General features: G+C 63.2%; 13 protein-coding genes. 9 read left to right on the forward strand and 4 right to left on the reverse strand.

Annotation, left to right across the window (positions count from 1 at the left end; translation table 11 throughout):
* Positions 1-20: 20 nt before the first annotated feature.
* Positions 21-1,682: a urocanate hydratase gene (locus AC1DIJ_RS10605; protein ID WP_112385218.1), complete on the forward strand. Its 1,662-nt coding sequence runs from the start codon at positions 21-23 to the stop codon at positions 1,680-1,682.
* Between the two features lie 8 nt (positions 1,683-1,690).
* On the opposite strand, the gene AC1DIJ_RS10610 is transcribed toward AC1DIJ_RS10605, so the two are convergent.
* Positions 1,691-2,929 (reverse strand): MFS transporter, encoded by a 1,239-nt coding sequence (locus tag AC1DIJ_RS10610; protein ID WP_112385217.1) that lies wholly within the window; start codon positions 2,927-2,929, stop codon positions 1,691-1,693.
* 114 nt (positions 2,930-3,043) lie between these two features.
* On the opposite strand from AC1DIJ_RS10610, the gene AC1DIJ_RS10615 reads away from it, so the two are divergent.
* Positions 3,044-3,916, forward strand: coding sequence for a LysR family transcriptional regulator (locus AC1DIJ_RS10615; RefSeq protein WP_112385216.1), 873 nt, complete (start codon positions 3,044-3,046; stop codon positions 3,914-3,916).
* 10 nt (positions 3,917-3,926) lie between these two features.
* Here AC1DIJ_RS10615 and AC1DIJ_RS10620 read toward each other — a convergent pair whose 3' ends face one another.
* Positions 3,927-4,835, reverse strand: a complete 909-nt coding sequence (locus AC1DIJ_RS10620; protein ID WP_112385215.1) for a LysR family transcriptional regulator — start codon at positions 4,833-4,835, stop codon at positions 3,927-3,929.
* A gap of 115 nt (positions 4,836-4,950) precedes the next feature.
* Between AC1DIJ_RS10620 and AC1DIJ_RS10625 the strand changes: the two genes are divergently transcribed.
* A complete protein-coding gene (locus AC1DIJ_RS10625; protein ID WP_112385214.1) occupies positions 4,951-5,715 on the forward strand; it encodes an SDR family oxidoreductase in 765 nt (254 codons plus the stop codon).
* Positions 5,716-5,768: 53 nt separating this feature from the next.
* On the opposite strand, the gene AC1DIJ_RS10630 is transcribed toward AC1DIJ_RS10625, so the two are convergent.
* Entirely contained in the window at positions 5,769-6,632 is an 864-nt protein-coding gene (locus AC1DIJ_RS10630) for an NmrA family NAD(P)-binding protein (RefSeq protein WP_112385213.1), read from the reverse strand.
* A gap of 121 nt (positions 6,633-6,753) precedes the next feature.
* On the opposite strand from AC1DIJ_RS10630, the gene AC1DIJ_RS10635 reads away from it, so the two are divergent.
* From AC1DIJ_RS10635 to coaBC, 3 genes are all read left to right on the forward strand, one after another.
* Positions 6,754-7,653, forward strand: coding sequence for a LysR family transcriptional regulator (locus AC1DIJ_RS10635; protein WP_112385387.1), 900 nt, complete (start codon positions 6,754-6,756; stop codon positions 7,651-7,653).
* A 94-nt stretch (positions 7,654-7,747) separates the two neighbouring features.
* Complete coding sequence (locus AC1DIJ_RS10640; protein WP_112385212.1) at positions 7,748-8,671, forward strand: DMT family transporter; 924 nt, start codon at positions 7,748-7,750, stop codon at positions 8,669-8,671.
* Between the two features lie 72 nt (positions 8,672-8,743).
* Positions 8,744-9,955: a bifunctional phosphopantothenoylcysteine decarboxylase/phosphopantothenate--cysteine ligase CoaBC gene (gene coaBC, locus AC1DIJ_RS10645; protein WP_112385211.1), complete on the forward strand. Its 1,212-nt coding sequence runs from the start codon at positions 8,744-8,746 to the stop codon at positions 9,953-9,955.
* Here coaBC and AC1DIJ_RS10650 read toward each other — a convergent pair.
* Positions 9,942-10,751 (reverse strand): class II glutamine amidotransferase, encoded by an 810-nt coding sequence (locus AC1DIJ_RS10650; RefSeq protein WP_112385210.1) that lies wholly within the window; start codon positions 10,749-10,751, stop codon positions 9,942-9,944. The genes coaBC and AC1DIJ_RS10650 overlap by 14 nt on opposite strands.
* A gap of 58 nt (positions 10,752-10,809) precedes the next feature.
* Between AC1DIJ_RS10650 and AC1DIJ_RS10655 the strand changes: the two genes are divergently transcribed.
* The 3 genes from AC1DIJ_RS10655 (at position 10,810) to AC1DIJ_RS10665 (ending at position 13,306) form a co-directional block, all read left to right on the forward strand.
* A complete protein-coding gene (locus tag AC1DIJ_RS10655; RefSeq protein ID WP_148194259.1) occupies positions 10,810-11,103 on the forward strand; it encodes a hypothetical protein in 294 nt (97 codons plus the stop codon).
* 239 nt (positions 11,104-11,342) lie between these two features.
* A complete protein-coding gene (locus AC1DIJ_RS10660; protein WP_112385386.1) occupies positions 11,343-12,020 on the forward strand; it encodes a FadR/GntR family transcriptional regulator in 678 nt (225 codons plus the stop codon).
* Positions 12,017-13,306, forward strand: coding sequence for a CynX/NimT family MFS transporter (locus AC1DIJ_RS10665; protein ID WP_112385208.1), 1,290 nt, complete (start codon positions 12,017-12,019; stop codon positions 13,304-13,306). Before AC1DIJ_RS10660 ends, AC1DIJ_RS10665 begins: the two co-directional genes overlap by 4 nt.
* Positions 13,307-13,418 lie beyond the last annotated feature (112 nt).

A 13,418-nucleotide genomic window follows, 5' to 3' on the forward strand; every position in this document is an offset into this window, starting at 1 on the left:
ATATTACGAGGAACAACACGATGCCGAAGCAGAATCCACGCCACCCGAACTTTCCGATCCCAGGCGGGCCGGAGCTGCGCGCCAAGGGCTGGCGGCAGGAGGCATTGCTGCGGCTTCTCGAAAACGTGCTCTCGGTCGGCGAAGACCCGGAAAATCTGATCGTCTACGCGGCTCTCGGCAAGGCGGCGCGCAACTGGGCGGCCCACAAGGGTATCGTCAAGGCGCTGACCGAGATGGACGAGGACCAGACGCTGCTAATCCAATCCGGCAAGCCGATCGGCCTGGTAAAGACCCACGCCAAGGCGCCGCTGGTGATCATGGCGAACTGCAACATCGTCGGGCAATGGGCGAAGGCCGAGGTATTCTATGAACTGCAGCGCAAGGGGCTGATCTGCTGGGGCGGGCTGACGGCCGGCGCCTGGCAATATATCGGCAGCCAGGGCGTTATCCAGGGCACCTACGAGATCTTCATGCGCATCGCCGAGCGCCGTTTCGGCGGCGATCTCTCGGGCCGCTTCGTGCTGACGGCGGGCCTCGGCGGGATGGGTGGCGCGCAGCCGCTCGCCGGGCGCATGGCGGGTGCGGCGATCCTCTGCGTCGATATCGATGCCGACAGGGCGAAGAAACGCCAGGAGATCGGCTATCTGCAGGAAATCGCGCCTGACCTCGATACGGCTCTCCAGATGATCGATGACGCCGTGAAGGAAAAGCGCGCGCTTTCTGTCGGCCTCGTCGGCAACGCGGCCGAAGTCTACCCGGAGATTGCCCGGCGCGGCATCGTGCCCGACGTCGTCACCGACCAGACCTCGGCGCACGACCTCGTCTACGGCTACGTGCCGAAGGGCATGAGCATCGCGCAGGTGAAGGAGCTGCGCGACGATGGCCAGGGGCAACTGATGGCGGCCAGCCGCGCCTCGATCGTTCAGCACGTCACGGCTATGCTGGAATTCCAGAAGAAGGGCTCCGAAGTCTTCGACAACGGCAACCTGATCCGCACCCAGGCCAAGGAAGGCGGCGTTCAGAACGCCTTTGACATTCCGATCTTCACCGAGGCCTATCTGCGCCCGCTGTTTGCCCGCGCCATCGGTCCCTTCCGCTGGATGGCGCTGTCGGGTGAGGAGAGCGATATCGCCCGCATCGACGATCTGCTGCTCGAGATGTTTCCTGACAACAAGATCATCACCAACTGGATCCGGCTGGCGCGCGAACATGTGCCCTTCGAAGGCCTTCCCGCCCGCATCGCCTGGCTCGGCCATGGCGAGCGCACGGCGCTGGCGCGGCGCGTCAACCAGCTGGTCGCCAGTGGCGAATTGAAGGGGCCTGTCGCCTTCTCCCGCGATCACCTGGATGCAGGCGCCATGGCACATCCGAACATCATGACCGAGCGGATGAGGGACGGCTCCGACGCCATTGCCGACTGGCCGCTGATCGACGCCATGATGCTTTGCTCCTCGATGGCCGACCTCGTCGTCGTCCATTCCGGCGGTGGCGGCTATGCCGGCTACATGACGAGCTGTGGCGTCACCGTCGTTGCCGACGGCACCGATGACGCCGACGAGCGCCTCGACCACGCGCTGACCAACGACACGGCGCTCGGCGTCATGCGCTACGCGGACGCCGGATACGAGGATGCGCTTGACGAGGTTGCCAAGAAGGACGTGCCATATATCCGGCTTGGTTGAGATTTCGCCTAACTCTGAACGCTCGAAAGCCGCCTTGCCGCATAGGCAGCGGCAAAAGCGCAGGCGAGCATGGCGAGCGTGAAGAAGACGACCGCGAACCATCCTTCGGCCGAGAAGAACCAGCCTCCGGCCGAGCCCATGACGCTGGAGCCGACGTAGTAGGCGAGCATGTAGAGCGACGACGCGTGACCCTTGGTGCCCTTTGCCAGCTTGCCGACGAGGCCGCTGGCGATCGAGTGGCTCATGAAGAAGCCGCTGGTCAGTACGATGATACCGAGGATGATGACCGGCAGGGAAGCCGACAGTGTGAGAGCGCTGCCGAGAGCCGTCACAGCAAGGCCGGTGAGCAGCACGGCGAAATGGCCGAAACGATCGCCGAGGATGCCGCCGATCGATGAGGCACCGATGCCGAACATGTAGACGGTGAAGATCAGGCCGAGTTCGGTTTGTGTCAGCTGGTAAGGCGCCGCTACGAGCCGGAAGCCGGCATAATTGTAGATCGTTACGAAGGAGCCCATCGCCAGGAAGGCGATGGCGAAGACGAAGGGAAGTGCCGGATTGCGGAGGTGGCCGATCCACGCCCGCAGATGAAAACGCGGATCGAAACCCGGGCGGCGGATGAAATTGCGCGACGCAGGGAGCAGCAGGATAAAACCGATCGCTGCGGCCAGCCCGATCGCACCCATCAGCGCCATCGCCGGGCGCCAACTTAGATATTCGGCAAAAATTCCCGTCAGCACCCGGCCGCACATGCCGCCGAAGGCGGTTCCTCCGACATAGAGGCCCATTGTGGCGCCGAGCCCCTTCGGATCGATCTCTTCGGCGAGATAGGCCATTGCCACAGCGGGCACGCCGCCGAGAACGAAGCCCTGCATGGCCCGCAGCACCAGCAGCAAGTGCCAATCCGGAGAGAAAGCGGCGGCGATCGTCAGGAACGCGGCACCAACGAGCGAAATCGACATCAGGCTGCGGCGGCCGAGACCTTCGGAAACGGCGGCGGCGCAGATGATGGCGATTGCCAGAAATCCCGTTGAGAGCGACAGCGCCAGAGAGCTCTCAGCCGGGCTGACGGCGAACTCGGAGGCGAAGACCGGAAGCAGCGGCTGGACGCAATAAAGCAGCGAGAAGGTCGAGAAGCCCGACAGAAACAAGGCAAGGCTCGCCCGCCGGTAGGGCGCAGTGCCGCGAGTCAGATATTGCCTTGCGGGCGCCGCCGCCTGCATCTCGACCGGAGAAATGTCGCTCATTCTTGCTGCTGTCTTTGGCATGTCAGGCGCCTTTCACCTTTGATCTAGCCAGCAGGATGCAATTTGTCCAATATATGGAACAGTCACTCTCGATAGTTTTTGGAGATAGCGCAGATGGAGCTCCGGCATATCCGTTATTTCCTGGCCGTTGCCGAGGAGCGCAATTTCACCCGCGCCGCAGCCAAGCTCGGCATCGGCCAGCCTCCGCTCAGCCAGCAGATCCGCGATCTGGAGGCGGAAGTGGGTGCTGCGCTGTTCCATCGGGTTCCGCACGGCGCGGAACTGACGGCGGCTGGTGAAGCCTTTCTCGGCGAGGCGAAGGCATCGCTCGCCGCCGCCGAGAAAGCCAAGCTTGCAGCACAGCGGGCCAACCGCGGCGAGACTGGGCGGCTGGCGCTCGGCTTCACCGCGTCCTCGGCATTCAACACCGTGGTCAGCGCGACGATCCGGCGCTTCCGGGCACAATGGCCGGAGGTACGGCTATCATTGACCGAGATGAACACGCTGGCGCTGATGGAGAAACTGCACCGCGGCGAACTCGACGCGACTTTCATGCGCCCGAGCCTGGATGACCCGCCCGGTGTCCGGCTGAAGCGGCTTGCCGACGAACCGATGGTCATCGCACTGCCGGCACGCCATCCGCTGGCAAAGCGCGCCGCACTGCCGCTCTCGCTGCTCGCCAACGAGCCATTCATCCTCTTCCCGCGGCTTGTAGGGCTCAGCCTGTTCGATGACGTTGTGCTCGCCTGCCGGAAGGCCGGATTCGAACTCGAAGTGGCACAGGAAGCGCCGCAGATCTCCTCGGTCGTCAATCTGGTCGCCGCAGAACTCGGCGTGTCCATTGTTCCGGAATCGATAGCGCAGATCAGGCTCGACGGCGTCGCCTACCGGCCGATCGAGGGACCGCCCGCCGTTGCCCGGCTGGCGCTCGCGGTTCTCAAGACCCAGCGCTCGCCGGTCACGGAAAACCTGATGAGCCTGCTCTAGATCTCCAGCTTCAGGATGCAGGCCGATCCCAATAGGGCGGATCGCCGAAGACCTTCTTCAGATGATCGGCAATGGCGCGCAGCTTGGCCGAGGGATTGCGGCCTTCGGGATGGGCCATGTAGATGAATTCCGGTTCCGGCTTGCTGCCGACGTCGATCTCCGCAAGCGCGCCTTCGCGAATGGCAGGTCCGGCAATGAAGGCCGGCAGAAGCGCAATCCCGAGACCCGCGATCGCTGCATCGCGCAGCATGTCGCCATTGTTCATCCCCATCGCCAGTTGGGCGCGCACCACAGCGACGCCCTCTGCGGTCTGGAAGCGCCAGTCGGCGACACCGCGATTGGTGTAGAAAAGTCCTCGATGCTCCTGAAGACTGGCCAGAGTGCGCGGGATGCCCGCCTTGGCAAGATAGTCCGGCGAGGCGACCAGCATGCGGCGGCTCGGAGCGAGCTTCCAGGCGACAAGACGCGAGTCTGCAATCGGGCCGTTGCGGATGATGGCGTCGTAGCCTTCCGACGCCGCATCGACGCGGCGATCGTCGATATCGAGCGTCAGGGCGATTTCCGGGTGTTCGGCGAGAAACGGATATAGGGCAGGCCCAAGATGCATGCGCCCGAACGTGACGGGGGCGGCAATGCGCAGCGGACCGGCGAGCGTGCCGCGGCGCTCCGCCATGCTTGCCGACGCCTCCTCGACCTCGTGGACGATGCGCAGCGCGCGCTCCAGAAAAGCTGTCCCATCCTCCGTCAGCGTCAGCTTGCGGGTGGTGCGATGGAGAAGCAGGCCGCCCAGCGTTTTCTCAAGTTCCGCAAGGCGTTCGCTGACGACGGATTTCGACAGGCGGAGCCTACGTGCCGCTTCGCTCACCGAACCTGCCTCGACCACGGCGACGAAAGCCGCAATTCCCTCAATCTTGATCATTGTTCGGTATTTCCGAAATCGAGTTCCACCATTTGCAGACTAATCCGAACAAATAGAAAATGCCATCTTCCACTCATCGAAGGGGCACAACGCCCCGCACATAGGAGATGGAATTATGAACCGCCTGAACAACAAAGTTGCAATCGTAACCGGCGCAAGCTCCGGTATCGGCCGTTCGACGGCCAAGCTGTTTGCCGCCGAAGGCGCCAAGGTCGTGGTCGGCGCCCGCCGTCAAGCGGAGCTCGATAGCCTCGTTGCCGAAATCAAGGAAGCCGGTGGCACGGCCATCGCGGTTGCGGGCGACGTACGCTCGGAGGATTATCACAAGGCACTTGTCGCCGCTGCTGTCGGCAATTACGGCAAGCTCGACATCGCCTTCAACAATGCCGGTATCCTCGGCGAAGCGGGCCCGAGCACCGAGGTTTCCGAAGCAGGCTTTACCGAAGCGCTGACGATCAACCTCGTCGCCTCGTTCCTTGCCGCCAAGCACCAGATCGGCGCCATGGTCAAGACTGGCGGCGGCTCGGTGATCTTCACCTCGACATTCGTCGGCTACAGCTTCTCCTTCCCCGGCGTTGCCGGCTATGCAGCCAGCAAATCCGGCCTGATCGGTCTGACGCAGACGCTCGCCGCCGAATTCGGTGCGCAGAATGTGCGCGTCAATGCCGTACTTCCCGGCGGCGTAGACACTGACATGTATCGCGAGATGAACGACACCGAAGACAAGCAGGGCTTCATCACCAACCTGCATGCGCTGAAGCGCGTCGCCAAGCCGGAAGAGATTGCCCAATCGGTGCTCTACCTCGCCTCCGACGCCTCGAGCTTCGTCAGCGGCACGGCATCGCTGGTCGATGGCGGCGCATCGATCACCCGCACGTAAGCCTTTCAACATCGAAGCAAGGCCGCGGCACGAGAGCGCCGCGGCCTTTCGCGTCAGCGGGTTTCGATGAGCGTGCGGATCGCCGTTTCGAAATCCGTCTTTGCCTTTCGCGAACCGCTCGCGCCGGCTTCGAACTCGATCCAGCCTTTGTTGAAACCATCGAGCATGCGCATACGCGGGCCGGGGTTCTGCATGCCCTGCGAAAGGAACAGTTCATTCCAGCTTTCCCTTGCAACCGCCTCAGCATGGACCTGCCGGCCGAGTACTAGCGAAAGAGCTTCGGCCATCTGTAACGGCGTGATGCGGCAGGGACCTTCCAGCTCGACGACGCGGCTCCCCGTCCAGATTTCCTGCAGCAATCCGGCGGCGGCCGCGCCGACATCGCGAACCGCGACCATCGGCACCGGCTTGTCGAGCGGCTGAAGGAAGCTCGGCAAGACGCCGCTTTCCCGCGCTGAAGCGATATCCCAGGCGGAATTCTCCATGAACCAGGCGGCCCGCAGGAACGCGACCGGCACCGGCAGCGCGGAAAAGACCTGTTCAGCAATACCGAGCTGGGTCAGAAGGTTCTCCTGCTGCGCCTGAGCACCGATGGTGGAGAGGCAAACGACCTTCTTCGGGCTTGCCACAATCACCGCCGCCTTCACCGCCTCGATAATGGCGCGCGCCTGCGGAAAGCCCGGCGCCGGATCGAAGGCTGGCGGCAACAGCACGAAGACGCCTTCGGCGCCCTCGAAAGCCTTGGCGAGCGCGTCCGCATCCGTCATCTCGGCGATCGCGATTTCAGCACCGCGATCCCGCCACGCCTTTCCCTTTTCCGCATTGCGCATCACGGCGCGCACGGCATGGCGTCCAGCCAGCAATCGCTCGGCCACCACCGCGCCGACCTGACCCGTCACTCCAGTTACTGCAAACATCGTCACGCTCCTTTTCCGGCAGCAACAGGCCGCCGCGATGCGCGGAAGATGCACGCAATTCATTTTTGACTGAATTGCGCTTTTGTCATATTATTCATGACAGAAAATCACGGATCAGATGATGTTGGACGGACGACTGCTGAATGGTGTCAGCGTGCTGGCGGCGGTGGTCGAAAGCGGCAGTTTTGCGCGCGCCGCCGAGGCACTTGGTTTAACCGCATCGGGCGTTAGCCGTGCCATATCGCGGCTGGAGGGGCGGATCGGCGTCCGGCTCCTCGACAGGACGACGCGGTCGCTCAGATTGACCGATGACGGTGCGCGCTTCTACGAACAGGTCGTGCCCCTGCTCGGCGGCATCGAAGAAGCGGCCAGTTATGCCGCTGGCACCGCACAGGCGGTGCGCGGGCGCCTTCGCGTCAACGCCGATCCCTATTTCTCCAGGCTGATCCTGGCGCCGGAGCTTGGCACCTTTCTTGATCGCTATCCTGATCTCCAGCTCGAAATCATCACCCGCAACGAGATCGGCGACCTGGTGGCCGATGGCATGGATGTGGCGGTGCGCTTCGGAGAGATCCCGGCCAGAAGCGCGCTGATTTCCCGGCAGCTATTTCGCACACGGGTCATCACGGTCGCGGCCCCCGCCTATCTCGAACGCTATGGACGCCCCCGGCTTCCTGAGGATCTCGGCGATCACACCTGCATCCAGTATCAGGACCCGCTGACCGGAAAGCCCTTCGAATGGGAATTGCGGCGCGGCGAGGAAGTGGTGCCGATCGCCACGCGCGGACGGATTCTCGTCAACGATGCCGGGACGACGCTTGCCACATGTCTCGCCGGCATCGGCATTGCCCAGGTGTTTTCGCTCGGCATGAAGCCCTATCTCGACAGCGGGCAACTGGTCGATCTCTACCCGGATTGGCCGGGCGAAACCTTTCCGCTGCACTGCTTCTACCCCTCGCGGCATCACGTGCCGGCCAAGGTCCGGGCGTTCATCGACTTCTGCGCCGAAATCGCCCGCTAGATGTCGCTGGTGAGACTTGTTTCCGGGTGCGGCCAGGCCTATCAAAGATGCTGAAATCCACTTCATCTTCCGGCCTTCGCGCCTCCGGTGCCCCATGCTTCTCGGTATTCTTTGCGGCCTCGCCACCTGTGCGTTGTGGGGACTGACCTTCGTCGTGCCGCGCGCCATCGCGCCGTTCACGACCATGGATTTGACGGTCACGCGCTACGGACTATTTGCGCTGGCCAGCATCGTGCTGATGGTCAGCCCGCGGTTCCGGCCGAAGAATATCAGGCCGCGCATGGCGATCACCGCCCTATTGCTCGGCGGCATCGGCTATGTCGGCTATTTCGTCAGCGTCGCCTATGCGGTGCGGCTTGCGGGGGCAGCCATTCCGCCGCTCGTTATCGGCACCATGCCGGTACTGCTCGCCATCATCGCCAACCTGCGCGACCGCTCGGTCGCCTGGAAGCTGCTTGCGCTGCCGCTGATCCTGATCGCGGCCGGCATCGGCTGGGTCAATGTCTCGATCTTCGCGGCAACGCCTTCGGGCGACCAGAGCGCGATCTGGCTCGGCATCGGATCGGCGCTGATTGGCCTGACGCTCTGGGTGATCTACGGGCTGGCGAGCACGGCGGCGATGCAATCGCCCGATGCGCCGGATATCCTGCAATGGACGGGCTTGCAGGGTATCGGCGCCGGGATCGGCTGCCTCGTGCTCATTCCCTTTACCTCCATCGGGACCGATATCGTCTTCACCGGAGCAGAACTTCTGCGCTTCATCCTCTGGTCGCTGATCATGGGGCTGGCCGGCGCCTGGCTTGCGACCCTGCTATGGATGATCGCCTCCAAGCGGCTGCCGCTGGCGCTTGCCGCGCAGCTGATCGTGGCGGAAACCGTATTCGGCCTGCTCTTCGGCTTCCTGTTCGAGCAGCGGCTGCCGACGATTGCCGAAGCGGGCGGCTCGATCCTGCAGCTTGCCGGCGTCGGCTTGGCAATCGCCATCTTCACGCCTTCCCGCAAGCCGCAGGCCCACTGACCAGCCGCGCATTGCATGTTATTCGCCAAAGGCTTAGGGTCGTTCGACCAATAGGACGACGGGTAAAAGGCCATGGCTCTCAGCGGCAAACGCATCCTGCTTATCATCTCGGGTGGCATCGCGGCCTATAAGAGCCTCGACCTGATCCGCAGGCTGCGTGAACGCGGCGCATCGGTGCGCCCGGTCATGACATCAGGCGCGCAGGAATTCGTGACGCCGCTTGCCGTCGGCGCGCTTGCTGCCGATCATGTCTTCACCGATCTCTTTTCACGGCAGGACGAACAGGACGTCGGACATATCCGCCTGGCGCGCGATTGCGATCTGGTGCTGATCGCGCCGGCGACCGCCGATCTGCTGGCGAAGATGGCGAACGGGCTGGCCGACGATCTTGCCTCGACCGTGTTGCTTGCGACCGACAGGCCGGTGCTTGCCGCGCCTGCGATGAACCCGAGGATGTGGGCGCATCCGGCCACCCGGCGCAACGTTGCGACCCTTGCTGCCGACGGCATCCGCATGATCGGGCCGATGGCCGGCGAGATGGCCGAGAGCCGCGAGGCCGGTGTCGGCCGGATGGCGGAGCCGCTGGAAATCGTCGCCGCAGCCGAGGCGCTTCTGGACGACGGACCGAAGCCGCTTGCCGGACGCAAGGCTGTGGTCACGTCAGGCCCGACCCACGAGCCGATCGACCCGGTCCGTTACATCGCCAACCGCTCATCCGGGCGCCAGGGGCATGCAATCGCGGCAGCACTTGCCAAGCTCGGCGCCGATGTGACGCTGGTTTCGGGACCGGTGACCATCCCAGATCCTGCCGGCGTGAAAACCATCCATGTCGAGCGGGCCGAAGAAATGCGCGACGCCGTCTTGGCAGCGCTGCCTGCCGATATCGCCGTGATGGTGGCTGCCGTTGCCGACTGGCGGGTGGCCTCGGCCGCCGACCAGAAGATCAAGAAGCATCCCGGCGAATCCATCCCGACACTGGCGCTAACCGAGAATCCGGACATCCTCAAAACCGTCGGCCATCATACGATGCGGCCGAAGATCGTCGTCGGTTTTGCAGCCGAAACGCAGGATGTCGAGAGCAATGCCAAGACCAAACTGGAGCGCAAGGGTGCCGACATGATCGTCGCCAACGACGTGTCTCCGGCGACCGGCATCATGGGCGGGACGCGTAACAGTGTGAAGCTCATCAGCCGCGCAGGCATCGACCAATGGCCCGATATGGCGAAAGAAGATGTGGCGGAAAAGCTTGCTGCCCTGATCGCCGAACGGCTCAGGCAGGGATAGCCAGGCTTGCTGCTATTTCCACCCGCCGTTCGGGCTGGAATGGTGTAATCGTGATTCCCGCCTCGTTGACGGTGACGGCGCTGCCATCCGGTATTTCCATCCAGGCATCGACGTCATCATTCAACGGCTCTGATACCAGGCAATGACCCATGCGCATCGGCGATGCGTAAAGGGTCGGCGCCTTGCGGTCCGTCGCATAGCGGATACCGTAGAGCGATCGGCCATCGGAAAAGGCGGCGGTGAAGCGGAGATGGGCATCACCGAGAATGTTTTCGGCCAGTCCTTCGACGAAGCTCACCATCTCCGACATGGCGGCGACCGGCGCCTGGCGCAGGCCGAACTGCATGGCGAGCAGAAACATCAGCTCCGAATCCGTCGTGCCGCTTCTGGCGTGGAAGAGTTCGTCATCGAGCATCGCTTCCATCGGCCGGCGCAACCGCTCGAAGCCGCCAATCTGGCCATTGTGCATGAACGACCAGTTTTCGTGGGTGAAAGGGTGGCAATTGTCGCGGCGCGTACCGCCGCCGGTCGCGGCGCGCACATGGGCGAGGAACAGCGGCGAACGGATCTGCCGCGCCAGGCTCTTCAGATTGCAATCCGCCCAGGCCGGAAGAATATCGCGGTAGCGCCCAGGCTCCGGGCGGTCGCCATACCAGGCGATGCCGAAACCATCGCCGTTGGTGGCGGTCTTGGCGCGGGTGGCGCAATGCGACTGTTCGATCAGCGAATGGGCGGGCGACGACACCAGCTCCTCCAGATAGAGGGGGTCTCCGCGATAGGCTGCCCAACGACACATGCTCTTTGCTCCAGCCCGCCGTCTCTGCAGCAGGAATGCCCGAAAACACGAGGCCCGATTGTCGGGCGACGTGGTGAATAAAAACTTAAGGGTTGTAGAGCTGGCAAGGGTTTGTGACGGATTGTTGGCAAGGCCGGCGATCACATTGCGTAGCCGCCAGCATTTCAGCGTGAACGGTGAGACCAATAAGCGTGCTGGCATCACGCTGATTATTCTTGGAAAACACCTTGGAGACGTAGCGGGGAAAAACCCGCGCCATCTCGCCACTTCGGCCGGACTGCCGATTTTTTCTTGCATCGACGGCGAATCGGCCTACCTTCAAGGTGTGTTCAACGAAATGAAAGGAAGGTGATCCAATGTCTAATGAGATTTCGGTCTTTGTAGCAGGCATGGAAGTGGTGACGAAAGCGGGGCAGCCCTCGCTCTAAAGCCTGCCTTCCTAGGATCGCTTTGACGGTCCGGCCAGTTCAAGGCCAAACTCATGGAAAGGGTCGCGAAAGCGGCCCTTTTTCACGTCCGGCAGAATCCATTTGACCTCATCAGCCACCAGGCATATTCATAAAGTCATCTGATGACTTTATGAATATGCCGATGCAGCCTCTGAGCAAGACCAATCTCGCCGATACAGCAATCGAAGCGATCCGCAGCGAAATCATCGCCAAGCGCTGGGCCGTGGGCGAAAAGCTGCCGAACGAGGCTGCCCTCTGCAGCATGCTGTCTGTCAGCCGCGGGACCGTGCGCGAGGCGGTCCGCGTCCTGGCGTCACAGGGATATCTTGAGACGAGACAGGGGTCCGGCACCTACGTGCTGTCGACAGCCGACGCCAGCCGGCCGCTCACCATGGCGAGACGCTCAAGCCTGCGCGACCAGTTCGAGGCGCGTTGCGCGCTGGATGTCGAGGCTGCGCGTCTGGCGAGCCTCAGGCAGACGCCAGAGATTATCGCCGGATTGCGGGCGCTGCTCGAAAAGCGCGGCAACTACGATGGCGGCGACAAGGCCGCCTTCATCAGGCGCGATCTGGCCTTTCATCAGGCGGTTATCGCCGCATCGCAAAACCGCGCGATGATCGAAATATACGATTTCTTCTCCGCATCGATCGCCGAGACCATCGAGGCGACGCTCGGCCAGGACGTGCCGGAGCCGGATATGCAGGCGCATGCCCATATCGTCGATGCCATCGAAACAGGCGATCCCGAACGGGCGGATGCGGCGGTTCGCCGCTTTATGGCCCCCGTCATCGCCGCACTGGACCGGATGCTGCTTTCATGAATACCCCTTACGCCGATGCCGCGCATGCTTTCGATGCGTCAGGCGAGCAACTGATCGATGCCGAGGCAGACAGCGTGCCGCCGGTTCAACCACCTGCGAAACTTTCCGCAACCGCCCGCATATTGCTTGGCGTCAGTCTGGTGCTGATTGCCTTCAATCTCCGGCCGGTCTTTTCCAGCGCTTCGGCGCTGCTTCCCGAGATTCGCTCCGGCCTCGGTCTTTCGGCGCTCGGCGCCAGCCTGCTCACCACGCTGCCGGTCGTCTGCCTCGGCGCCTTTTCGCCGCTCGCACCACGGCTTGCCCAGCGGATCGGCTCGGAGCGGACGCTTCTCGGCGTCATCTTCCTGCTCGCGCTTGGAACGGCGATGCGCGGGCTTAACTCGATACCGCTGCTGTTTCTGGGAACTGCTCTTGCCGGCGCCTGCATCGCCGTCGGCAACGTGCTGCTGCCGGGTCTGGTGAAGCGCGACTTTGCGGACCGGGCCGCGCTGATGACAGGTTGCTACACCATGGCGCTCTGCGCCGGTGCTGCCAGCGCCGCCGGGCTGACGCTGCCGGCCGAGCATATGCTGGGCGGCTCTCTTTCCGGTGCGCTTGCCATCTGGGCCCTACCCGCCCTTGCCGTCGGACTGATCTGGCTTCCACAGGTGCTGCGCACCAAGAACACCGCCAAGCGTAGTGGCTTCCGTGTCGAAGGTCTCTGGCGCGACAGGCTCGCCTGGCAGGTGACGCTTTTCATGGGGCTGCAATCGGCTCTTGCCTACTGCGTCTTCGGCTGGCTGGTGCCGATTCTCCGCGAACGCGGCCTCGACGGCGTGACCGCCGGAGCGATCGTTTCCATGTCGGTCATGGTTCAGGCCGCGGCATGTCTGGTTGCGCCGCAGATCGCCGTGCGTGGCAAGGATCAGCGCATCATCAACGCTTCGCTCTGCATCATCGCCGTCGTTGCGCTGCTCGGCCTGCTGTTTGCGCCTCTCTGGACCGTCTGGTTCTGGGCGGCGCTGCAGGGCATCGGCCAGGGCGGGCTGATTGCCGTGGCGATGACCGCTATCGTGCTTCGCTCGCGCGATTCCCATGTCGCGGCCCATCTTTCCGGCATGGCGCAATGCGTCGGCTACCTGCTTGCCGCCATCGGCCCGCTTGTCGTCGGCATGATCCGCAGCTGGACGGGCAGTTTCGCCTGGTGCGCGGTGCTGTTTGTCATCCTTGGCCTTGGTGCTGCGATCAACGGCTGGAACGCCGGGCGGGCGCTGCATGTCAACGCAAGGACGATCGAGACGCCTTAGGCAGACCTTTGCTACTTGGCGGATCAGCTGCGCTCACCTGAGGGATGAGCTGCGCTCACCCTGGGATCACCATGTCTTGATGAGCCTTCGCGGCAGGCGATGGTAGGTTAGC

The organism is Rhizobium sp. 10N427 (assembly GCF_056394605.1).

Coding starts and splice junctions, on each gene's coding strand:
- AC1DIJ_RS10640 (WP_112385212.1), top strand. CDS start 7,748: ATGCTTCTCGGTATTCTTTGCGGCCTCGCCACCTGTGCGTTGTGGGGA.
- AC1DIJ_RS10635 (WP_112385387.1), top strand. CDS start 6,754: ATGTTGGACGGACGACTGCTGAATGGTGTCAGCGTGCTGGCGGCGGTG.
- AC1DIJ_RS10615 (WP_112385216.1), top strand. CDS start 3,044: ATGGAGCTCCGGCATATCCGTTATTTCCTGGCCGTTGCCGAGGAGCGC.
- AC1DIJ_RS10650 (WP_112385210.1), bottom strand. CDS start 10,751: ATGTGTCGTTGGGCAGCCTATCGCGGAGACCCCCTCTATCTGGAGGAG.
- AC1DIJ_RS10610 (WP_112385217.1), bottom strand. CDS start 2,929: ATGAGCGACATTTCTCCGGTCGAGATGCAGGCGGCGGCGCCCGCAAGG.
- AC1DIJ_RS10660 (WP_112385386.1), top strand. CDS start 11,343: ATGCAGCCTCTGAGCAAGACCAATCTCGCCGATACAGCAATCGAAGCG.
- AC1DIJ_RS10605 (WP_112385218.1), top strand. CDS start 21: ATGCCGAAGCAGAATCCACGCCACCCGAACTTTCCGATCCCAGGCGGG.
- AC1DIJ_RS10625 (WP_112385214.1), top strand. CDS start 4,951: ATGAACCGCCTGAACAACAAAGTTGCAATCGTAACCGGCGCAAGCTCC.
- AC1DIJ_RS10620 (WP_112385215.1), bottom strand. CDS start 4,835: ATGATCAAGATTGAGGGAATTGCGGCTTTCGTCGCCGTGGTCGAGGCA.
- AC1DIJ_RS10630 (WP_112385213.1), bottom strand. CDS start 6,632: ATGTTTGCAGTAACTGGAGTGACGGGTCAGGTCGGCGCGGTGGTGGCC.
- coaBC (WP_112385211.1), top strand. CDS start 8,744: ATGGCTCTCAGCGGCAAACGCATCCTGCTTATCATCTCGGGTGGCATC.
- AC1DIJ_RS10665 (WP_112385208.1), top strand. CDS start 12,017: ATGAATACCCCTTACGCCGATGCCGCGCATGCTTTCGATGCGTCAGGC.